This is a genomic window from Tranquillimonas alkanivorans, from assembly GCF_900115595.1.
GTDB classification, from domain to species: Bacteria; Pseudomonadota; Alphaproteobacteria; order Rhodobacterales; family Rhodobacteraceae; genus Tranquillimonas; species Tranquillimonas alkanivorans.
The window spans coordinates 125,891-147,618 of sequence record NZ_FOXA01000004.1 but is presented as its reverse complement, the minus strand read 5'-3'; the positions used below and the strand labels follow the sequence as shown (position 1 = coordinate 147,618).

The 21,728-nt window shown below is 67.0% G+C and carries 17 protein-coding genes, 1 tRNA gene and 1 pseudogene; 11 read left to right on the top strand and 8 right to left on the bottom strand.

The window, feature by feature from the left end; translation table 11 throughout:
* Window positions 1-48 precede the first annotated feature (48 nt).
* Window positions 49-1,154: pseudogene (gene hppD / locus BM162_RS07275) on the bottom strand (4-hydroxyphenylpyruvate dioxygenase).
* Window positions 1,155-1,292: 138 nt separating this feature from the next.
* Between hppD and BM162_RS07270 the strand changes: the two are divergent.
* Both BM162_RS07270 and BM162_RS07265 read left to right on the top strand, forming a co-directional pair.
* The gene (locus BM162_RS07270; RefSeq protein ID WP_093419802.1) at window positions 1,293-1,754 is read left to right on the top strand and encodes an Lrp/AsnC family transcriptional regulator; all 462 of its coding nucleotides are present in this window, start codon (window positions 1,293-1,295) and stop codon (window positions 1,752-1,754) included.
* Window positions 1,755-1,761: 7 nt separating this feature from the next.
* Window positions 1,762-3,684 (top strand): cation:proton antiporter domain-containing protein, encoded by a 1,923-nt coding sequence (locus BM162_RS07265; protein WP_093419800.1) that lies wholly within the window; start codon window positions 1,762-1,764, stop codon window positions 3,682-3,684.
* A gap of 3 nt (window positions 3,685-3,687) precedes the next feature.
* On the opposite strand, the gene BM162_RS07260 is transcribed toward BM162_RS07265, so the two are convergent.
* The 3 genes from BM162_RS07260 to BM162_RS07250 all read right to left on the bottom strand — a co-directional run bounded on the left by BM162_RS07260 (window position 3,688) and on the right by BM162_RS07250 (window position 6,672).
* A complete protein-coding gene (locus tag BM162_RS07260) occupies window positions 3,688-4,515 on the bottom strand; it encodes a bifunctional allantoicase/(S)-ureidoglycine aminohydrolase (protein ID WP_093419797.1) in 828 nt (275 codons plus the stop codon).
* Window positions 4,516-4,870: 355 nt separating this feature from the next.
* On the bottom strand, window positions 4,871-5,965 hold the full coding sequence (locus tag BM162_RS07255; protein ID WP_093419795.1) for a Gfo/Idh/MocA family protein: 1,095 nt from the start codon (window positions 5,963-5,965) through the stop codon (window positions 4,871-4,873).
* Between the two features lie 8 nt (window positions 5,966-5,973).
* A complete protein-coding gene (locus BM162_RS07250; protein WP_093419792.1) occupies window positions 5,974-6,672 on the bottom strand; it encodes a GntR family transcriptional regulator in 699 nt (232 codons plus the stop codon).
* An 88-nt stretch (window positions 6,673-6,760) separates the two neighbouring features.
* Between BM162_RS07250 and BM162_RS07245 the strand changes: the two genes are divergently transcribed.
* From BM162_RS07245 to BM162_RS07220, 6 genes are all read left to right on the top strand, one after another.
* Complete coding sequence (locus tag BM162_RS07245; protein WP_093419790.1) at window positions 6,761-7,918, top strand: LLM class flavin-dependent oxidoreductase; 1,158 nt, start codon at window positions 6,761-6,763, stop codon at window positions 7,916-7,918.
* A 5-nt stretch (window positions 7,919-7,923) separates the two neighbouring features.
* Window positions 7,924-8,820, top strand: coding sequence for an aldo/keto reductase (locus tag BM162_RS07240; protein WP_093420052.1), 897 nt, complete (start codon window positions 7,924-7,926; stop codon window positions 8,818-8,820).
* 20 nt (window positions 8,821-8,840) lie between these two features.
* Window positions 8,841-9,338, top strand: coding sequence for a flavin reductase family protein (locus tag BM162_RS07235; protein ID WP_093419787.1), 498 nt, complete (start codon window positions 8,841-8,843; stop codon window positions 9,336-9,338).
* Window positions 9,339-9,407: 69 nt separating this feature from the next.
* Window positions 9,408-9,992 carry a TRAP transporter small permease gene (locus BM162_RS07230; protein WP_093419785.1) on the top strand — a complete coding sequence of 195 codons (585 nt, stop codon included), beginning with the start codon at window positions 9,408-9,410 and terminating at the stop codon, window positions 9,990-9,992.
* A 4-nt stretch (window positions 9,993-9,996) separates the two neighbouring features.
* Window positions 9,997-11,463 carry a TRAP transporter large permease gene (locus BM162_RS07225; RefSeq protein ID WP_093419782.1) on the top strand — a complete coding sequence of 489 codons (1,467 nt, stop codon included), beginning with the start codon at window positions 9,997-9,999 and terminating at the stop codon, window positions 11,461-11,463.
* Between the two features lie 34 nt (window positions 11,464-11,497).
* Window positions 11,498-12,565, top strand: coding sequence for a TRAP transporter substrate-binding protein (locus tag BM162_RS07220; protein ID WP_093419780.1), 1,068 nt, complete (start codon window positions 11,498-11,500; stop codon window positions 12,563-12,565).
* A 137-nt stretch (window positions 12,566-12,702) separates the two neighbouring features.
* On the opposite strand, the gene BM162_RS07215 is transcribed toward BM162_RS07220, so the two are convergent.
* From BM162_RS07215 to BM162_RS07205, 3 genes are all read right to left on the bottom strand, one after another.
* Complete coding sequence (locus BM162_RS07215) at window positions 12,703-14,070, bottom strand: multicopper oxidase family protein (protein ID WP_093419777.1); 1,368 nt, start codon at window positions 14,068-14,070, stop codon at window positions 12,703-12,705.
* 135 nt (window positions 14,071-14,205) lie between these two features.
* Window positions 14,206-15,549, bottom strand: coding sequence for a trigger factor (gene tig / locus BM162_RS07210; protein WP_093419776.1), 1,344 nt, complete (start codon window positions 15,547-15,549; stop codon window positions 14,206-14,208).
* Window positions 15,550-15,574: 25 nt separating this feature from the next.
* Window positions 15,575-15,659, bottom strand: a tRNA-Leu gene (locus BM162_RS07205).
* 287 nt (window positions 15,660-15,946) lie between these two features.
* On the opposite strand from BM162_RS07205, the gene BM162_RS07200 reads away from it, so the two are divergent.
* From BM162_RS07200 to BM162_RS07190, 3 genes are read left to right on the top strand one after another with little or no spacing between them, the layout of a single operon-like run.
* On the top strand, window positions 15,947-16,591 hold the full coding sequence (locus BM162_RS07200) for a DsbA family oxidoreductase (RefSeq protein WP_093419773.1): 645 nt from the start codon (window positions 15,947-15,949) through the stop codon (window positions 16,589-16,591).
* Window positions 16,588-17,847 (top strand): multidrug effflux MFS transporter, encoded by a 1,260-nt coding sequence (locus tag BM162_RS07195; RefSeq protein WP_245759194.1) that lies wholly within the window; start codon window positions 16,588-16,590, stop codon window positions 17,845-17,847. The genes BM162_RS07200 and BM162_RS07195 overlap by 4 nt, the downstream gene beginning before the upstream one ends.
* Window position 17,848: 1 nt before the next feature.
* Window positions 17,849-18,127, top strand: coding sequence for a potassium channel family protein (locus BM162_RS07190; protein WP_093419771.1), 279 nt, complete (start codon window positions 17,849-17,851; stop codon window positions 18,125-18,127).
* Window positions 18,128-18,274: 147 nt separating this feature from the next.
* On the opposite strand, the gene mfd is transcribed toward BM162_RS07190, so the two are convergent.
* On the bottom strand, window positions 18,275-21,724 hold the full coding sequence (gene mfd, locus BM162_RS07185; RefSeq protein ID WP_093419768.1) for a transcription-repair coupling factor: 3,450 nt from the start codon (window positions 21,722-21,724) through the stop codon (window positions 18,275-18,277).
* Window positions 21,725-21,728 lie beyond the last annotated feature (4 nt).

Genomic DNA, 21,728 nt, shown 5'->3' with positions numbered 1-21,728 from the left:
GGCGCGGCAGATGCCGCGCTCCGTCGCGCCCTCCCTGTCGGACGCTGCTTATTCGGCCGGGGCCTTGTCTCCGATGACGCCGCGGTCGATCTGGTCCTGCTCGATGGACTCGAACAGCGCCTTGAAGTTGCCCTCGCCGAACCCTTCGTCGCTCTTGCGCTCGATGAATTCGAAGAAGATCGGCCCGATCACGGTACGTGAGAAAATCTGGAGCAGGATCTTCGTCTCGCCCCCGTCCAAGACGCCTTCGCCGTCGATCAGGATGCCGTGCTTCATCATGCGGTCCTTGGGCTCATCATGGCCCACGACCCGCTCGTACGACAGGTCGTAGTAAGTTTCGGGCGGCTTGGGCATGAACTTGATGCCATTGTCCGCGATCCGGTCCAGGGACTCGTAGATGTTCCGCGCGCCCACTGCGATGTGCTGGATCCCCTCGCCGTTGTAGCGCTTGAGGTACTCGACGATCTGGCCCGTCTCGCCCCGGTCCTCGTTGATCGGGATTCGGATGCGGCCGCAGCGCGAGGTCAACGCGCGCGAGAAGAGGCCGGTGAACTTGCCTTCGATGTCGAAGAAGCGGATCTCCTTGAAGTTGAAGATGTCGCCATAGAACCGGAACCACGTGTCCATGTTGCCCTTGTGGACGTTGTGGGTCAGGTGATCGAGATAGAAGAAGCCCACGCCCTCGGGGTGTGCCTTCGACACCCAGTCGAACTCGGCGTTATAGGGGTTGGCTTCGTAGTAATCCTCGATGAAGTAGATCCGGGAGCCGCCGATGCCGCGGATGGCGGGCACTTCCATCGTCTTTCCGGGGCCGGTATATTCCTCGGCCCCTTCGAGACGGCATGTTTCAGCGCGTGCTGCGCGTCGACCACGCGCCAGGCCATCGAGGGGGCGCAGGGGCCGTGCTCGTCCACGAAGTCGCGGGCGTGGCTGCCGGGCTCGTCGTTGATCACGTAAGTGATGTCGCCCTGCTGCCAGAGCTCGATGTTCTTCGTCTTGTGCGTCGCCGTGTGCACGTAGCCCATCTTGGCGAAAAGCTCGCGCAGCTTCTCGGACTCCGGGTGGGCGAATTCGACGAATTCGAAACCGTCGGTGCCGGTCGGGTTCTCGGCGGTGATTTCCGCCTTCGGCGCGTCATGCGGGAAAGGTCCCATCTCACGTCCTCCTGTTCGCGTTGGATCGGCCCATAAATGATCCCGGAGCCATGCCCGTTCTGCGCATTTTTCGGCACCTTTGGCTCTTTCCATGCGGCAAATTTACACTATCCTCGGCAGCGGACGCAGGGACACCGCATGACGCATCTGGACGACATCGACTCGCGCCTTCTGGCAGCGCTTCAGAAGGACGCGCACCTGACGGCGCAGGAGCTGGGGGAGATCCTGAACCTCTCGCCCAGCCAGGCCGGCCGCCGCCGCCAGAGGCTGGAGCAGGACGGATACATCGAGCGCTACTCGGCCCGGCTGAACGCGCCGCGGTTGGGACTGGCGATCCAGGCCTTCGTTCAGGTCGAGATGGCGACCCACCAGCCCGACCAGGCCCGCGCGCTCGCCCGCCTTGTCGAGACGCGGCCCGAGATCATCAGCGCATGGACACTGACCGGCGAGGCCGATTACCTTCTGCGCATCTTCTGCACCGACCTGCCCGCGCTGAATCACCTGCTGCACGAGGTTCTGCTGCCGCACCCCGCCGTGAGCCGCGTGCGCAGCCAGATCGTGATGGACCAGTTCAAGGCCGACGCGCCGCTCCCGACCTGAGGATTCGATGGAAAGCTTCCTGTTCCAGGCCACGCTCTACCTCGCCGCAGCCGTGCTCGCGGTGCCGCTCGCCGTGAAGCTGGGGCTGGGCTCGGTACTGGGTTACCTGATCGCCGGCATCCTGATCGGGCCGGCCTTCGGGCTGGTCGGGGCCGAAACGGCGGACCTGCAGCATTTCGCCGAATTCGGCGTCGTGCTGATGCTGTTCCTCATCGGGCTCGAGCTGGAACCGCGCGCGCTGTGGGACATGCGCCACAGGCTGCTCGGGCTGGGCGGGGCGCAGATCGTTCTGTCCACCGCGCTGATCACCGGCGGCGCGCTGGCACTGGGACTGCAGTTCTCGTTCGCACTGGCCATCGGCCTGACGCTTGCGCTGTCCTCGACCGCCATCGTGCTTCAGACGCTGACCGAGAAGGGTCTGATGCAGACCGGCGGTGGGCGGTCCAGCTTCTCGGTCCTGCTGACGCAGGACATCGCCGTGATCCCGATGCTCGCCGCCCTGCCCCTGTTGGCGATCCCCGGCCTGAACCGGGGCGAGGTCACCGACGGCCATGGCGCGGATCACGGCGGGGACGAGGCCGAGACCGTGGCCGGCGGCCATGCCGAGGCCGCGATGTCGCTGATCGAGGGGCTGCCGGGCTGGGGCGTCACGCTGGTGACGCTGGCGGCAGTGGGGGCGATCATCCTGCTGGGCGTTTTCGGCACGCGCCCGATGTTCCACTACGTCCACGTCGCGCGGCTGCGCGAGCTCTATACCGCCTTCGCGCTCCTCATCGTCGTCTCGATCGCGCTTCTGATGACCATGGTCGGCCTGTCCCCCGCGCTCGGCACCTTCCTCGCCGGGGTGGTGCTGGCCAACAGCGAATTCAGGCACGAGCTGGAATCGGACATCGAGCCGTTCAAGGGCCTTCTGCTGGGCCTGTTCTTCATCACCGTGGGCGCCGGCATCCAGTTCGGCACGCTGGTGGGCGCCCCGTTCCTGATCATCGGTCTGACACTGGGCCTGATGGCGGTGAAGGGGCTAGTGCTCTACGTGCTCGCGCGGCTGTTCAAGATGCCGGGTCGCGACCGCTGGCTGTTCACGCTGGGGTTGGCCCAGGCGGGCGAGTTCGGCTTCGTCCTGACGTCGTTCTCGCTTCAGCAGGACGTGTTGCCGCCCGAGATCGGCGATATCCTTCTGCTGGTCATCGCGCTGTCGATGCTGCTTACCCCGCTCGCCTTCATCGCGCATGACCGGCTGGCGCATCTGGTCGAGGACGGTCAGGAGGCGCCGCAGCACGACGAGATCGACGAGCAGAACCCGATCATCATCGCCGGCATCGGCCGCTTCGGCCAGGTGGTCAACCGGATGCTCCAGCTCGCCGGGTTCAAGACGACGGTGCTGGATCACGACCTGGACACCATCCAGCTCATGCGGCGCTTCGGCTTCAAGGGGTTCTTCGGTGACCCTGCCCGGCCCGAACTGCTGCACGCGGCCGGGCTGGACTCCGCGCGGGTGCTGGTCGTGGCGATGGACGACAAGGACTCGGCCACGCGGCTGGTGGAATACGCCCGGCGCGAGCGGCCGGACCTGCACATCGTCGCCCGCGCCCGCGACCGCGTGCACGTCTACGAGCTTTACCGCGCCGGTGCGAACGACATCGTGCGTGAGCTGTTCGACAGCTCGCTGCGCGCGGGCCGCTACGTGCTCGAGAACATGGGCCTGTCGGACCGCGAGGCGAACGAGATGGAGCGGACGTTCTACAAGCTCGACCGCACGGCGCTACGCGACCTCGCCCGGCTCTGGATCCCCGGCGTACCGGTCACCCAGAACGAGGCGTACATCGCCCGCGCCCGCGAGCTGAACAAGGACCTCGAAACCGCACTCGTGGACCAGTTCGACGAGAAGGCGGCCGAGCGGCGGCGCGGCGAGCGCGACCGCGAGGACTGAGCCTCAGCGTCCGCCGGGCCTGAGCGGCATGTGCCGGTTCACGTCCTTGTAAAGCAGGTAACGGAACGGCTCGGGCCCGCCGGCATAGCACGATTGCGGGCAGAAGGCGCGCAACCACATGTAATCGCCCGCCTCGACCTCGACCCAGTCCTTATTGAGCTGGTAGACTCCCTTGCCCTGCAACACGTAAAGCCCGTGTTCCATCACGTGCGTCTCGAGGAACGGGATCACCGCACCCGGCTGCAAGGTGACGATATTGACGTGCATGTCGTGGCGCAGGTCGTCGGGGTCCACGAAGCGCGTCGTCGCCCAGCCGCCGTCCGTGTCGGGCATGGCGATCGGCTCGACCTCGGCGTCCGAGGTCACGAAGCTTGCGGGCATCGGCAGGCCGTCCACCGTCTCATAGGCCTTGCGCACCCAGTGGAAGGTGCAGCGATCGTCGCTTGCGTTGTGCAGCTGCCAGTCCTCGCCGGGTGCGATATAGGCGTATCCCCCCGCTTCGAGCAGGTGTTCGCGCCCGTCGAGGTGCAGCTTCAGCCGCCCCGCGGTGACGAAGACCACGCCCTGCGCCTCCTCGGCCAGTTCCGGCCGCTCGCTTCCGCCGCCGGGCTCAAGTTCCACGATATAGTGCGAAAACGTCTCGGCGAAGCCCGTCATCGGCCGCGCGATGACCCAGGCGCGCATGCCGGTCCAAAACGGCAGCTTCGAGGTCACGATGTCACGCATCACGCCGTGGGGGATGACGGCATAGGCCGGGGTGAACGCGGCCCGGCCGGTGGAGAGGTCCGACTGCGGCGGCAAGCCACCGGTGGGAGAGAAATATTTAGCCATGCAGCCAGAAACCCCGGCGGCGGCGTGGCGTCAATGGGCAAGCGGGCACTCGCAAGTGCCGCCCGGTACACGTGCGGTTCTTGGGCATCGCCGCACAGGTCATCGCGAGAGCCGCGGAGGCCATTGGCCCCGTGCGGAAGGCAGAGCCCGTCGGTGGGCGGACGGGCGACTGCCCCGCCCGTTGGCCCAGTGGGAGTGGGTGGAAAGCGGTGAGGCGTAGTGTCAGAGCATCGCCCGGTCATCCCCACGAAAGTGGGAACCTCCCGCCGCTGGCTCCACCGTCGGCCCGCGGGTGGTGAAAGGCCCTCGCTTGCGCGGGGGTGACAGCGAAGCGCGCAGCCGCCTTCGACGCTCCTTACACAAGCCGGACCACCTCTCCCAAGCTCGCCGCCTCCTGCGCTGCAAGGCCCATGGCCACGGCGCGGCGGCCGTCCTCGACCGTCACCTCGACGTCGCCGCGCCCCTGGACCACCGCGTTGAAGCGGACGTGCTGGTAAAAGGTCGAGCCGTTGTGGTCCCCGGCCTCCAGCAGCTTCGGGTCCACGGGGATCTCGACCGTCTGCGGGCCCTTCGGCTCACGCGGGGAGACGACGACCTGCGGCACCGGCGGCGCGCCCAGATGCGTCGGCCAGAAGCGGGACGGTCCCGGCACCAGCGCCTCGATCTTGCCCTTGGGGCCCACGGCGGTGATCTCCTCCTGGTACCGAGAGCCCTCGGCGTACATGCACAGGTCCAGCATGGCGCGGGCGCCCGAGGCGAACTCTGCGATGACATAGGCCGAGTCCCAGATGTCCGGCGTCTCTTCGTTGTAGCGCTCGTCGAGGTGGTTCACCGCCTGCCCCGCGCTGGCCATGATCCGCACCGGATCGGACTTCAGGATCAGGCGCATGAGGTCGAAGAAATGGCAGCACTTCTCGACCAGCGTGCCGCCCGACCAGCGGTTGAAGCGGTTCCAGTTGCCGACCTTCTTCAGGAACGGGAAACGATGCTCGCGGATGGTGAGCATGGTGACGCCGCCGGTGGCGCGCTCGACCTCGTCGATGAAGGTCTGAATCGGCGGCATGTAGCGGTATTCCATCGCCACCCAGATCGGCGCGGGATACCGGCGCGCGATGGCCTCCAGCCGCTCGACCTCGCCCGGCTCGGTATAGAGCGGCTTTTCCACCAGCAATGGCAGCGGGCGGCGGGCGGCGATCTCCTCCATCTGGCTGACGTGAAGGTGGTTGGGCGAGGCGATGAGCAGGCAATCGAGCGGCTCGTGCGCCAGCAGGTCCCACAGTGAATGATACATAGTCGCGTTCGGCGCGATGGCCTTGGCCGCGCCGGCCATGTAGGCGTCGGGCTCGTAGATGGCAGCGACCCGCGCATTGGGTAGCAGCGCGATGTTGCGCAGGTGTTCCTGCCCCATCATGCCGCAGCCGATGATCCCGTAATTCACGACGTCAGCCATTCCTGCCTCTACTTGATGCGCTGCACATAGCGCGCCTTCTGGTGATCGAACCACGTGCGCGAGAATTCGGCCCGCGCCCCCGTCTGCGCCCAGGAAACCCTTTCGACGAAGCCGCAGGGGGCTCCCGCCGTCAGCGTCGTCGCCGCGTCCCAGCCGGGCGCGTCGGCCAGCCCCACCCGGTCCTCGGCCCGGGTGATCCAGAGGCCCAGGCGGCTCCTGTAATAGTGGTAGAGCGAGTCCGACAGATCCTCCGCGCGCACCTCCGGGGCCCACGTTGCGTCAAGCCAGATCTCCTCGAGCACGCAGGGAATGCCCCCGATACTGCGCACGCGGCGGATGCGGTGCGCCTCGGCGTGCGGGCCGAACTCGGGCATGTCATTCGCCTTGGGCAGGCACTGCACGTCCAGCACCTGCGCCGTCGGCTGCCCTCCGCCCTCGACCAGCTCCAGCCGGAAGAAGGCATAGGGCCCACCTGCGCCGCGCGTCTGGCCGATGTAGTTGCCCGACCCCTGCCGCCGCTCCAGCATCCCGCGCGCCGAAAGGTCGGCCAGCGCCTTGCGCAGGGTTCCGACCGAGATGCCATAGCTGGCCGCCATCTCCCGCTCGGGCGGCAGACGCTCGCCCTCGAGAAGCCGGCCGGCCGCGATGTCACGCACCAGAAGGTCGCTGATCTGCATGTAGAGCGGCGCTGCGCCGGGGTCCGACATGGGGTCACCGGAAAATTGATACACTATTGATGCACATCAAGGCGGATGCTACGCAAGGGCTAATCCCGGGCATCATGGAGGATTCGAAATGACCGTCGTCCCCGTCACCTCCGCAGAACTCGATGCCGCCGAGGTATCGTGGTTCGCGGCCCTCTGCTCGGACGATTACGAATATCTCGGCGTGCCCGACCCTGCGCTGAAATCGTCGTGGGACCACTGCTCCTCGATCGTGCAGGAGGCCGAGCGCCAGGGCTTCCGCAACATCCTCTGCCCCTCGTCCTACCAGGTGGGCCAGGACACGCTGAGCTTCGTGGCCGGCTGCGCGCCGATCACCGACAGGATCAACATGCTTGCCGCCATCCGCTGCGGCGAGATGCAGCCGATCATGCTGGCGCGCACGGTCGCCACGCTCGACCACATGCTCAAGGGCCGGCTGACGCTGAACGTCATCTCCTCGGACTTCCCGGGCGAGAAGGCCGACAGCGCCTTCCGCTACCAGCGAAGCCGCGAGGTGGTGGAGATCCTCAAGCAGGCCTGGACGCAGGATGAAATAAACTATCCCGGCGAAGTCTATGATTTCAAAGGCGTATGGACCGATCCGGCGAAGCCCTATCAGCAGAACGGCGGCCCGCTTCTGTATTTCGGCGGCTACAGCCCCCACGCGCTGGAGCTATGCGGGCAACACTGCGACGTGTACCTGATGTGGCCCGAGCCGAAAGAGCAGATCGCCGAGCGGATGAAGGCCGTGCACGAAGTGGCGGCGCGCTACGACCGGACGCTCGACTACGGCCTGCGCGTCCACATGATCGTTCGCGATACCGAGGCCGAGGCGAAGGAATACGCCGAGCACCTCGTCTCGAAGCTCGACGACGAATACGGCAAGCTGATCCGCGACCGGGCGCACGACTCCACGTCGCTCGGCGTCAGCCACCAGGCCCGCGCGCGCGAACTGGCCGATCAGTTCGGCTATGTCGAGCCGCACCTGTGGACGGGCATCGGCCGCGCGCGGTCGGGCTGCGGCGCGGCGCTCGTCGGATCGACCGACCAGGTGATGAGCGAGATCGAAGAGTACAAGAAGATGGGCATCCGCGCCTTCATCTTCTCGGGCTATCCGCATCTGGACGAATGCCGCCACTTCGGGTCCAAGGTGCTTCCGAACCTCAAGACATGCTCGCTGCCGCACGAGTACGGCCGCGTGCCGACCGAGACACCGAAGACCCCGCTGGGGGCAGGAGACCGCCGCTGATGACCATGGACCGCGTCACGATCACCGACGACCTGAGCTTCTCGCGCATCGTCTATGGCATGTGGCGGCTGGGCGACGACAAGGACACCTCTCCCGCCCACGTGCAGGCCAAGATCGAGGCGTGCCTCGAGCAGGGCATCACCACGATGGACCAGGCCGACATCTACGGCGGCTACATGGCAGAAGAGATCCTGGGCAACGCGCTGACGACGGACCTGAAGGACCGGATCGAGATCGTCACCAAGTGCGATATCGTCGAAGGGATGGGCCGGCACGAAGGCAAGGCGCGGATCAAGCACTACGACACCTCGCGCAGGCACATCGAGGAGTCGGTGGACGCCTCGCTGCGGCTGATGGGGGTCGAGAAGATCGACCTTTTGCTCATCCACCGCCCCGATCCGCTGATGGACCATCACGAGACGGGCGCCGCGCTCGACGACCTCGTGTCCTCGGGCAAGGTGCGCGCGGTGGGCGTGTCGAACTTCAAGCCGCACGACTTCACGCTGCTGCAATCCGCGATGAAGACGCAGCTCGCCACGAACCAGATCGAGATGAGCCTGTCGTGCATCGCGCCGTTCACCAACGGCGACCTCGCCTTCCTGCAGGAACGCGGCCTGCCCCCGATGGCATGGTCGCCCCTGGGCGGCGGCAACCTGATGACGGGCAAGGCCGGGCATGGTCATCTGCGCACCCGGCTGGCCGAGATCGCGCATGAACAGGACACCGAGATGTCGGCCGTCGCCGTCGCGTGGCTTCTGCGCCATCCCTCGGGCATCCTTCCGGTGATGGGCACCAACACGCTGGACCGCATCCGCCAGCTTTCCGACGCCGCGCGCATCGAGATGGATCGCCAGACGTGGTTCGAGCTCTATACTCTCGCCCTCGGTCACGACGTGCCGTGACCATGGCAGACGGAGGATCGATGACAGACCGCTTCACGCCCGGACCGGAGACCGCGCGCGCCTTTCGCGACGCGCTCGGCCGCTTCGCCACGGGCGTCACCGTCATCACCACGCACTCGGACCACGGTCCGCTGGGTATCACCGCCAACAGCTTCTCGAGCCTATCGCTCGACCCGCCGCTGGTGCTGTGGTCGCCGGCGCGCGCCTCGCGCCGCTTCGACGCCTTCGTCGAGGCCGATCATTTCGCGATCCACGTCATGGGCGACGACCAGTACGAGGTCTGCTCGGGCTTCGCCCGGGAGGGCACCGCCTTCGACGCGCTGGACTGGGAGGAGGGCACGGGCGGCACGCCGCTCATCGCCAATTGCCTGGCGCGGTTCGAATGCGATCGCCATGCCGTCCACGAGGGCGGCGATCATGCCATCGTGGTGGGCCGGGTGCGGGCCGCCACTTATCGGGAGGGGGCGCCCCTTCTGTTCCACGGAGGACGTTACGGCCGCTTTCACGGCGGCGACTGACTTCCGAGTGACAAGGATAAGGCCCCTCGATACAACAAGAAAATGGGGGCCGACAGGGAGGATTGGCGCATGGGCGTCTTGCGGGGGCTGCTGTGGCCCTTCCAGACCTGGAACGACTGGGTGTTGCCCGTCGGCCGGGCACTGGCGGTCGTCGCCATCGGCCTGATGGTCGTGGCGATCCTGGTGCAGGTGTTCTTCCGCTATGTCCTGAACAACGCCCTGCCCTGGCCGGACGAGGCCGCGCGGTTCTGCATGCTCTGGATGACGGGACTGATCGCGCCGATGGCCTATCGCCGGGGCGGCTTCGTCGCCATCGACATGTTCGAACGGGCCCTGCCCGCCCGCGCCGCCGCCGTCGTCTCGCTGATCCTCTTGCTGATCTCGGGCCTCGTGCTGGTCGTCGCCGTGCAGATCGGCTGGGCCGAGGTGACGGGCTTCGGGGGCCGGTTCGCCACCGCCTCGCTCTGGGTGCCGTGGCTCGACGGCTGGGTGCGGGTGCCGCGCAGCTGGATGATGGCCTCGCTTCTGGTGGGCGTGGTGCTCTTGCTGATCGTGAACGTCGAGCTGATCCTGCGCTCGCTCATCACCCTTCTCGGGCACCGGGAGGAGCTCAAGCCGCTCCACGCGCCCGAGGAAGAACTCATGGCGGAGTGAGCGGATGCTGATCTGGTTCCTTCCCGTCTTCCTGGGCTTCCTGATCCTCGGCCTGCCGGTGTTCTTCGGCCTGCTCGCCGCGCCCGGCGTCCTGCTGTGGCTGAACGGGCAGGAGCGCGACATCACCCTGCTTTACCGCAACGTCTATAACGGGATGGACAGCTTCCCGCTGATGGCGATCCCGTTCTTCATGCTCGCGGGCGAGCTGATGAACAAGGGCGGCATCACCGAACGGCTGGTCGAGTTCTCCCAGGCGATCATGGGTCATCTGCGCGGCGGGCTGGCGCACGTGAACGTCCTGTCCTCGATCCTCTTCGCCGGGCTCTCGGGCTCGGCCGTGGCCGATACCTCGGCGCTGGGGTCGATGCTGATCCCGGCGATGGAGAAGCAGGGCTATACCCGCCGCTTCGCCGCCGCGATCACCGCCGCCTCGTCCGTCATCGGCCCCATCATCCCGCCCTCGGGCATCATGATCATCTATGCCTACGTCATGGGCGAAAGCGTCGCGGCGCTGTTCCTGGCGGGCATCGTGCCGGGCGTGCTGGTGGGCCTGTCGCTGATGATCATGGTCCGGGCGCTGGCCGACCGCTACGACATGCCCAAGGCCGAGCGGATCGTGCAGCGCGGGATCGAGCTTCCGGCGCTGGAATACTGGGTGTCGTTCGTCCTCGTCCGGCTGAACCTGGGCTGGCTGCTGTCGGCGTTCGTCCCGGTGGAAAGCGCAACCGGCCAGTGGCTCGCGCTGGCGGGCGGCATCGTTGCGGCGCACGCGTTGATGCTGGGGTTGCGGCGGCTACTCAGCCGCGACGTCCGGATGGTTTGCAAACGTGCCGTGGTGCCTTTGCAAACTCCGATCCTGATCCTCGGCGGCATCCTCGCCGGCATCTTCACGCCCACCGAGGCCGCCGCCATCGCCGTGGCCTATGCCCTGATCGTCGGCTTCTTCGTCCTGCGCACGCTCAAGATCGCGGACCTGGCCGAGGTCTTCTCGCGCGCGGCCATGACCTCGGCCGTGGTCCTGCTGCTGGTCGGGGCGGCGATGGCCTTCAAGACCGTGGTCAGCCTGTCCTACGCCCCGCAGATCCTGGCCGACTATATCCTGTCGCTGTCCGAGAACCCGCTGATCCTGCTGTTCCTGATCAACCTGCTGTTGTTCGTCGTCGGCATGTTCCTGGACGCGGGCCCGGCGATCATCATTCTCGGACCGATCCTGGGGCCGATCTTCACCGACCTCGGCGTGCACCCGATCCACTTCGCGATCATCATGAGCGTGAACCTCACCGTGGGCCTCGCCACCCCGCCGATGGGCCTGGTGCTCTTCGTCGCCTCGTCCGTCTCGGGCGAGAAGGTCGAGAGCATCGCAAGGGCCATCCTGCCGTTTCTCGCCATGGAGGTGCTGGTGATCTTCCTGATCACCTATGTCCCGGCGATTTCGATGACGATCCCGCGCCTGACGGGCTTCGTGAACTGACGATTTTTCAGCAAACCCAAGGGAGGCAAGTAACATGCTGAAGGCAACGCTCAAGTCGCTCACCGTAGCGGCGATGCTCGCGGGGACCGCCGTGGCCGCCGCGGCGCAGGAGTACACGCTCCGCGCCACCGCGAACTCCAACGAGAACGACGAGGACTACGACGGGCTCGTGGTCTTCAAGAACTTCGTCGAGCAGGCGTCGAATGGCGCCATCGGCGTCGAGATCTTCATGGGCACGCAGCTCTGCTCGAACGGAGCCGAATGCCTTCAGGGCGTCGCCGACGGCTCGATCGACATCTACATCTCGACCTCGGGCGGCGCGGCGGGGATTTTCCCGTTCGTGCAGGTACTCGACCTGCCCTACCTGATGTCGAACGACCGCGTGGCCGAAGCCGTGCTGCAGAACGACACCGAGTTCATGCAGGCCATGAAGGACATGACGCTCGAAAACTCGCAGGGCGCGATCCGGCTGATGACCGTGGGCAACACCGGCGGCTGGCGCAACTTCGCCAACACGCAAGGCCGCGTCACCCAGCCCTCGGACCTTGAGGGCATGAAGATCCGCACCGTCGTCGCCGACCTCCCACAGGAGCTGGTCAGCGCGCTCGGCGCCTCGCCCACGCCGATCCCGTGGCCCGAGCTCTTCACGTCGCTCCAGACCGGCGTCGTCGAGGGGTCGAAGAACGGCATCACCGACATCATGTCGATGAAGTTCCCGGATGCCGGGCTGAAATACCTCACGCTTGACGGCCATGCCTACATGGGCGCGCTATGGTTCATGAACAACGAGGCGTTCACCTCGATGCCCGAGGATCTGCAGCGCGTGGTGATCGACGGCTTCTACGCCCTCCAGCAGGCGACCTTCGCCTCGCCCAAGCGCAAGTCGATCCAGGCCTACGAGGACTTCCTGGCCGCCGGCGGCGACATCTACGTGCCGACCCCGGAAGAAAAAGAGATGTTCCGCGACGCCGCTTCCCCCGTCTACGACTGGTTCCAGCAGAACGTCGACGGCGGCGAGGCGATCTTCGGAGCCATGACCTCGACCGTCGAGACGGTCGAGCAGGAGATCGAGGCCAGCCGCGCCGCGGACAGCCCGAACTGATCGTTCACGCGGCGGCCCCTTTGGGCCGCCGCACCTTCGCCCTTTACCTGGGCGACCGACCGGGAATGCGCCGCGTTAGCCGGTCCTGATCATGATCCCGAAGAGACGACCACCGGATCGCAGCTTGCCTCGCCCCCTCAGGCGACCCGTATCCACGTGCCCATGCCGGACATCTGGTGCGACAGCATGTGACAGTGCAGCATCCAGTCGCCGGGGTTGTCGGCGACGAAGGCGATCTCGCGCGTCTCGCCCGGCTGGATCAGCGTCGTGTCGCGCAGCGGCCCCGCCTGCCCGTCCGGCCCGATCTCGCGGAAGTGGTGGCCGTGCAGGTGCATGGCGTGCGGAAACATGGTGCGATTCTCCATCGGGATGCGGATCGTCTCGCCCCGCGCGGCCTCGACCAGCGGCGCGTCGGGCATGCCCGCGACGCCGCCCATTGCCCAGAACTGCCCACTTTGGACCAGCGCGCGCCAGTCGAGCCTGCGGCCTTCGTAAGACGCGCTCTGCAGCCCCCGCATCGCCCCGCCTTCAAGCGGCATCGCCACCGTGCGCCCCTCGCCCAGGACCGGCTCGGGGACCGGGTTCGGCGGCAGCGCCTTCGGGGCAGCCCGGCGTCCCTGCGCAGCCTCGCCGGAGACCGGGAAGGCGGTGACGGCGTAGCCCCCGTTGCGCTCGTACGAGACGAGGAAGGCTTCCTCTCCCGGCGCGGCGGTGACGTCCACGATCAGATCGGCGCGCTGCGCGGGGCCCAGCAGCAGTTCACCTGCCGTGCGCGGCTGGTCCAGCGGCATGCCGTCGACCGCCATCACCCAGCCTTCAAGCCCCTGAAGCTGCAACGCGAAGACCCGCGCCGTCGCCGTGTTCACAAGCCGCAGGCGCAGCCGCTCCCCCGCGCGCACGGGCTTCGACAGCGCGCCGTTGCCGTTGACGGTGATCCAGTTGCCCAGCCGCCCGGCATGTGACATGTCGTGCATCGCGCCGAAAGACGGGTCGATCTGCGCATCCTCGGTCATGCGCCAGTCCGACAGCTGGATCACCTCGTCGCGGTCGACCTCCGGCGCCTCGGCCTCGTCCACCACCAGCACGCCGGACAGCCCGCGGCCGATCTGCTCGGCCGAGTTGGCATGCGGGTGGTACCAGAACGTCCCCGCGTCGGGCACGGAGAAAGCATAGTCGAAGCGCCCACCAGGCGCGACGGCGTCCTGAGTCATGCCCGGCACGCCGTCCATCCCGTTGGGCAGGCGGATTCCGTGCCAGTGCACGGTCGTGGGCTGCGGCAGGTCGTTGACCAGCGTCGTCTCCAGCCGCTCGCCCTGGCGCAGCCGCAGCACGCGCCCCGGCACCTGCCCGTCATACGTCCAGACGTCCGTCCTGCCGTAGCCCTCGGGCGCCAGTTGGATGCGTGAAGCGGCGGCGCGAAGTTCGTTCGCACCTCCGGCGAACGAGACGGAGGGCACCGTCAGAAGTGCGGCGGTTCCGGTCAGGAAGGTGCGGCGGGTGGGCATGAAGCTCCTCCGAAATCGTGTGTCGGGCTTCAGATGCCTTCGCCCGCCGGCCCGGTCAATGCGGCAGATCAACCGAACGAAAAGAGGGCCGCCCCAACGGAACGACCCTCGAAACCTTGGCGAAGACGGCCGGCCTTATGCGGCGGCGTCGTCCTCTTCAAGCTTCTCGACTTCCTTCTGGAGCTCTTCCTTCGAGACCTCCTTCTCGGACACGTCGGCCTGCTCGAACACGTAGTCGACGACCTTGTCCTCGAAGATCGGCGCCTGAAGCTGCTGGCGCATCTGCGGGTTCTGCTGCACGAACTCGAAGAACTGGCGCTCTTGGCCCGGGTACTGGCGGGCCTGGTTCATCACGGCCTGCGTCATCTCGGCGTCGGTCACCTTGACGTCGTTCTTCTGGCCCAGCTCGGCAAGCAGCAGGCCCAGGCGCACGCGGCGCTCGGCCAGCTTGCGGTGCTCGTCCGTCGGCTCGATCTTCTCGTGATCGTGGCCCTGAACGTCCGGGTTCTCCTCGTGCCACAGCTGGTGGGCGATCTGGTTCGCCTCGGCATCCACCAGGCTGGGCGGCAGATCGAAGGACACCTTCTCGTCCAGCTGGTCGAGAAGCTGGCGCTTCATCACCGAGCGCGCCGCGCCGGCATACTCGGACTCGAGCCGCTCACGGATCTGGGCCTTCAGCGCATCGAGATCGTCGGCACCGTAACGCTTGGCAAGCTCGTCGTCGACCTCGGCCGGCTTCGGCTTCTTCACTTCCTTGACCTTGACGGCGAAGACCGCGTCCTTGCCGGCCAGATGCTCGGCGCCGTACTCCTCGGGGAAGGAGACGTTGACGTCCTTCTCGTCACCGGCCGTCACACCCTTGAGCTGCTCTTCAAAGCCCGGGATGAATGAGCCCGAGCCCAGTACCAGCGGGTAATCCTCGGCCGCGCCGCCCTCGAACTCTTCGCCGTCAATCGAGCCGGTGAAGTCGATGACCACCTGGTCGCCGTCCTCGGCCTCGGCGCCCTCGCCCTTGTCCTCGAACGACTGGGCGTTGTCGGCCAGGCTCTGCAGCGCCTCGTCCACCGCCGAATCCTCGGCCTTCACCACCAGCTTCTCGAGCTTCAGCTCGCTCGCGTCGAAGTCGGGAATCTCGGGCAGTGCCTCGTAGGACAGCTCGACCTCGACGTCGTCGCCTTCCTTCCAGTCCTCGTTGGTCATCTTGACCGAGGGCTGCATGGCCGGGCGGTCGCCGGTCTTCTCGAAATGCTCGTTCATCGCGCCGTCAACGGCTTCCTGCATGGCCTCGCCCAGCAGGCGCTGGCCGAACTGCTTCTTGAGCAGCGCCATCGGCACCTTGCCCTTGCGGAAGCCCTTCATCTCGACCTCGGGCTGTGCCTCGGCCAGCTTCTCGTCGACCTTCGCATCCAGCTCACCGGCCGTGACGGTGATCTGGTAGCCCCGCTTGAGGCCGTCGTTCAGGGTCTCGGTGACCTGCATTTCGCTCTCTCTTCCTTCTCGTCCATGGTGCGGGTGAAGGGACTCGAACCCCCACGCCTCGCGGCGCCAGAACCTAAATCTGGTGCGTCTACCAGTTCCGCCACACCCGCAAAGCCCAAGACGCCGCCCGTGGGCCGCGCCTGCAAAATCCGCGCCTCTCTAGCAAAGGGCCTGCGCGGATGCGAGAGCAAAAATCGCCTGTTCGGCGCTCTCTCGCACGCCGGCCGCAGAGGGTTCCCGTCTCGGCCGCACACCCGCCTGCGCGCGGCCGCCCTTGCAACACTCTGCCGTCAGGCGTAGCGATGCGCCCCGTGCCGCGCGGGGCCGGCTGCCCGCCGCGCCCGGCGGCCCCAAGACGCATGTGCGGCCCGAGCGCCGCGGTTCAGGAGGCACTCCGATGGTCAAGCTCGACATCCTCTCCGATCCGGTCTGCCCCTGGTGCTACATCGGCAAGACGAACCTCGACCGTGCGCTCGAGGCGGACCCCGACCACCCGTTCACGATCGAGTGGCATCCTTTCCAGCTGAACCCCGACATGCCCGAGGGCGGCATGGACCGGCGGCAGTACCTGGAGGCCAAGTTCGGCGGCAAGGAGAGCGCCGCGAAAGTCTATGCCCAGATCGACGAGCATGCGAAGGCCGCTGGCCTCGAGATCGCCTGGGACAGGATCGACCGCACGCCCAACACGCTCGACGCACACCGGCTGATTCACTGGGCCGGGCTCGAGGGGCGGCAGGGTTTCGTCGTGGACCGGCTGTTCAAGGCGTACTTCAAGGAAGGCCGCGACATCGGCGACCGTACCGTCCTGCTCGACATCGCCGAGGCGACGGGCCTGGACCGCGCCATGACCGAGCGGCTGTTCGAAAGCGGCGCGGATGTCGAGGAGACGCGTGCCCGCGACGCCCATACCCGCGAGCGTGGCGTGACCGGTGTGCCGACCTTCGTGGTCGCCAACCAGCACGTCGTTCCCGGCGCGCAGCCGCCCGAGCTTTGGGCGAAGGTGATCGCCGAGATCGCCGAGCAGAGCGGGGACGGCGCATGAGCGCGGACTCCGACGCGCCCGTGCCTCCCGCAGCGCGGAGAGTGTCGCGCGCCGAGTTCGTGGCGATGATGGCGACGCTCTTCGCCACCATCGCCTTCTCCATCGACGCGATGCTGCCGGCGATGCCCGAGATAGCGGCGGAACTCACGCCCGACGCGCCGAACCGGGCGCAACTGGTGCTGACCGCCTTCGTCTTCGGCATGGGGCTGGGCACCTTCGTCGCCGGGCCGCTGTCGGACGCCATCGGGCGCAAGGCGACGATCACGGGCGGCATCGCGCTCTACATCATCGCCGCCTTCGCCGCCATGCAGGCACCCACGCTCGAGACGCTGCTGGCCGCGCGCGTGGTGCAGGGGGTCGGTGCCGCCGCCTCGCGCATCGTCTCGATCGCGCTGGTGCGCGATCTGTTCGAGGGGCGGCGCATGGCACAGATCATGTCCTTCGTGATGATGATCTTCATCACCTTCCCCGCGGTCGCCCCGTTCATCGGCTCGCTCGTCATCGACGCATTCGGCTGGCGCGCCATCTTCGGCGCGTTCATGGTCTTCGGCCTGGTGGGGACGACCTGGCTCAACATCCGCCAGCCGGAAACCCTGCCGCCCGAGCGCCGCCTTCCGCTGCGCGCGAAGCCGCTGTGGGCGGCGCTGCGCGAGGTGCTGTCGAACAAGCTCGTGCTGCTTTACATCGTCGTGCTCACGCTTGGCTTCGGCCAGATGTTCGGGGTCCTCAGCTCGATCCAGCAGATCTACGACGTGACCTTCGACAAGGCCGAGACGTTCCCGCTGTGGTTCATGGCCGCCGGCCTGATCTCGGGGGGCGGAACCGTGGTGAACGCGAGCCTCGTGGTGCGGCTTGGCATGCGGCGGCTCGCGATCGCGGCCTATGCCACGCAGACGGTAATCTCGGCCGCGCTCTTCATGGCGAACATCACCGGGATCATTCCGCCGGCCCTCGCCTTTCCCGTCTTCTACGCCTGGTCGATCACCGTTTTCTTCATGGCCGGCCTGACCTTCGGCAACCTCAATGCGCTGGCGCTCCAGCCCATGGGTCACATCGCCGGCATGGCCTCCTCCGTCGTGGGTGCGATCTCGACCGTCTGCGCGGTACTCATCGCCGCACCCATCGGCCTGGCCTTCGACGGCACGCCCGCCCCGCTGATGGTTGGAACGCTAATCTGCTCGGGCGCGGCCTGGCTTCTCATGCGCAAATCGCGCGAGGCCGACCCGGCGCCGAAGAAGACCGTGGCGGAGCACTGAGATGACGCGCTTCCTCGTCCTCCTCGCCGCCACCATCGGCTGCGGCACCGTCTTCTTCCGCTGGGCCGAGGGCTGGAGCTGGATCGACTCCTACTTCTTCACTTTCGTGACCATCTCGACCGTGGGCTACGGCAACATCGTGCCGGAAAGCGACGCGGGCAAGATCGGCGCGACGGTGCTGATCGCGGTGGGCTTCGCGATCTTCGCGTCCGTCGTCCAGGTCTTCTCGCGCCGCTTCCTGCCCCATGTCCGGCGCAACGACGACACGCGCGACGACTGAGTCGCAGCCCGCCGCAGACGCCGAAGATGACATCTTCGGTCCCGAAATATCACGGGGAGCCGCGGGCAGCGCGGCGGGGCAGAGCCCCCCCCGCCAAATCTTCGACGAAAATTTTGCGATCCGAATTTTCGTCGAAAATTCGGCGCCCTAGGGCGCCGCCTTCGCGTGACGGGCAAGGTCCTGCGCGATGGAGAAGCTGCCCTTGATCTTGTCGCTGTCGCGCGTCCAGTCGCGGCGGACGACGATCTTGTTGTCCTTGATCTTCGCCAGACCGTCCTGCGCCTTCACGAAATCCACAAGCCCCGCCGGGTTGGCGAACTTGTCGTTGTGGAACTGGATCGTCACGCCCTTGGGCCCGGCGTCGAGCTTGGCGATGCCGGCCTTCTTGCACTCGGCCTTGATGCGCACGACCAGAAGCAGCGTGTTGACCTCTTTCGGGAGTTTCCCGAAGCGGTCGATCAGCTCGGCCGCGAAGCCTTCGAGTTCGACCTTCGTCGTCAGCTCGGACAGGCGGCGGTAGAGGCCCAGGCGCACGTCGAGGTCGGGAACGTAGTCCTCGGGGATCAGCACGGGAACGCCCAGGTTGATCTGCGGCGCCCATTGCTCGTCGGCCTCGATCAGCCCCTCCATCTCGCCCGACTTGATCTTGGCGATCGCGTCCTCGAGCATCGACTGGTAAAGCTCGTAGCCCACCTCGCGGATCTGGCCCGACTGCTCCTCGCCCAGGAGGTTGCCCGCGCCGCGGATGTCGAGGTCCTGGCTGGCCAGCGTGAAGCCCGCGCCCAGGCTGTCGAGCGACCCCAGCACCCGCAGCCGCTTTTCGGCGGTGGCCGTCAGCTTCGCGCGCGGCTTGGTGGTCAGGTACGCATAAGCGCGGGTTTTCGAGCGCCCGACCCGGCCCCGGATCTGGTAGAGCTGCGCCAGGCCGAACATGTCGGCGCGGTGGATGACCATCGTGTTGGCCGTGGGGATGTCGAGGCCGGACTCCACGATCGTCGTCGCCAGCAGCACGTCGTACTTGCCGTCGTAGAAGGCGTTCATCCGGTCGTCGAGCTCGCCCGCCGCCATCTGGCCGTGGGCGATGACATAGGTCACCTCGGGCACCTGTTCCTTCAGGAACTCCTCCATCTCGGGCAGGTCGCTGATGCGCGGGACGACGAAGAAGCTCTGCCCGCCGCGATAATGCTCGCGCAGGAGCGCCTCGCGGATGGTGATGGCGTCGAACTCGCTGACATAGGTGCGGATGGCGAGCCGGTCGACCGGCGGCGTGCCGATGATCGAGAGATCCCGCACGCCCGTCAGCGACAGTTGCAGCGTGCGCGGGATCGGCGTGGCCGTCAGCGTCAGCACGTGCACGTCCGACCGGAGCTGCTTGAGCCGCTCCTTGTGGTTCACGCCGAAGTGCTGCTCTTCGTCGATGATCAGCAGGCCCAGGTTCTTGAACGAGACGTTCTTGGCCAACAGCGCGTGCGTGCCGATGACGATGTCGGCGGTGCCGTCGGCCACGCGCTTGCGGTTCTCGGTGGCCTCTTTCTGGCCCACGAAGCGCGACAACTGCCGCACCTCGACCGGAAAGCCGCGGAAGCGATCGGCAAAGCTCTTGTAGTGCTGGCGCGCCAGCAGCGTCGTGGGCGCGATGACCGCCACCTGCACGCCGGACATGGCGGCGATGAAGGCTGCGCGCATGGCGACCTCGGTCTTGCCGAAGCCCACGTCGCCGCAGATCAGCCGGTCCATCGGCGTGCCCGAGGTCAGGTCCTCGAGCACGTCCGAGATCGCGCGCAGCTGGTCGTCGGTCTCCTGATAGGGGAAGCGGGCCGAGAACTCCTCCCACGCGTGGTCGGGCGGCTCCATGATCTGGCCCTTGCGCAGGTAGCGCTCGGCCGCGACCCGGATCAGCCGGTCGGCCATCTCGCGGATGCGTTCCTTCAGCTTGGCCTTCTTGGCCTGCCACGCGCCGCCGCCCAGCTTGTCGAGCAGACCCTCGTCATGGCCGAAGCGGCTGAGAAGCTCGATGTTCTCGACCGGCAGATACAGCCGCGCCTCGTCGGCGTATTCGAGATGGATCATCTCGTGCGCCGCCCCCAGCGCGGTGACGACCTCGAGCCCCATGTAGCGGCCGACGCCGTGATCGACGTGCACGATCAATTCGCCCGGTGACAGCGTCTGCGTCTCGGTCAGGAAGTTCTCGGCCCGCCGCTTCTTCTTCGGCGCCCGGATCAGCCGGTCGCCCAGGACGTCCTGCTCCGAGATGACGGTCAGGTCCTTTGTCTCGAACCCGGTCTCGAGCGCCCAGATGGCGAGGTGCAGCTTGCCCTTGCCGTCGGGGACGTCGCGGAAATCCTCGATCAGCGCGGCGTCGGCGATATCCTCGTCCTCGAGCAGGCCCTGCAGGCGCTCGCGCGCGCCCTCGGAATAGCTGGCGATCACCACCTGCCCGGTCTTGCGCTTGTCGCGCACGTGCTGGGCCAGCGCACCGAAGAGCGACACGTTCTCCTGCTGCCGCTCGGGCGAGAAATTGCGCCCGATGCGCCCGCCCGCGTCGATCACCCCCGGCCCGCTGGCCTTGGGCAGCGGAGAGAAGTGCAGCACGCGGCGGTCGGAGACGGCATCCTCCCACGCGGCGTCGTCGAGGTACAACAGGCCCGGCGGGCACGGCTTGTAGACCGTGTCCATCCGCTTCTTCGAGCCCATCGCCTCGCGCCGGTTCTCGTAGGCGTCCTCGATCAACTCCCAGCGCGCAAGCCGCGCGGCGTGGGACTGGTCATCGAGACAGATCGTGGCCTCGGGCAGGTAGTCGAACAGCGTGTCGAGCTTTTCCTGGAAGAACGGCAGCCAATGTTCGACGCCCGCGTGCTTCTTTCCGGCGGTCACCGCCTCGTAAAGCGGATCGTCGGTGCCCGCCGCGCCGAACTCGATGCGATAGTTCTGGCGGAAGCGGGTGATCGCGGGCTCGTCGAGGATGACCTCGGACACCGGCGCCAATTCCACCGTCTTCAGCTTGTCCGTCGTGCGCTGCGTCTCGGGATCGAAACGGCGCGCGCCGTCGAGCACGTCGCCGAACATGTCGAGCCGCACCGGCGCCTCCTCGCCCGGCGGCCAGACGTCGATGATGCCGCCGCGCACGGCGTAGTCGCCGGGCTCCATCACCGTGGGCGCCTGGGTGAAGCCCATCCGCACCAGGAACTCGCGCAATCCCTGCTCGTCGATGCGGTCGCCCACACGGGCCGAGAACGACGCGCCGCGCAGCGCCTCGCGCGCGGGCAAACGCTGGGTCGCGGCGTTGAGCGTGGTCAGCAGGATGAACCGCTTGGGCATCGCACCCGCCGCCAGCGCGGCCAGCGTCGCCATGCGCGCGGCCGAGATGTCGTGGTTCGGCGACACCCGGTCATAGGGCAGGCAATCCCACGCGGGGAAGGTGATCACGCTGACGTCGGGGGCGAAGAACGCCAGGGCCGACTGCATCGCGGCCATGCGCTTGTCGTCGCGCGCGACATGGATGACCGGCTTGCCGGTCTTCGAAAGTTCGTCACGGACGAGCCGGGCATCGAAGCCCTCGGGCGCGCCGCCGACGGTGATGTGGGTTTGGGCGAGCATGGGC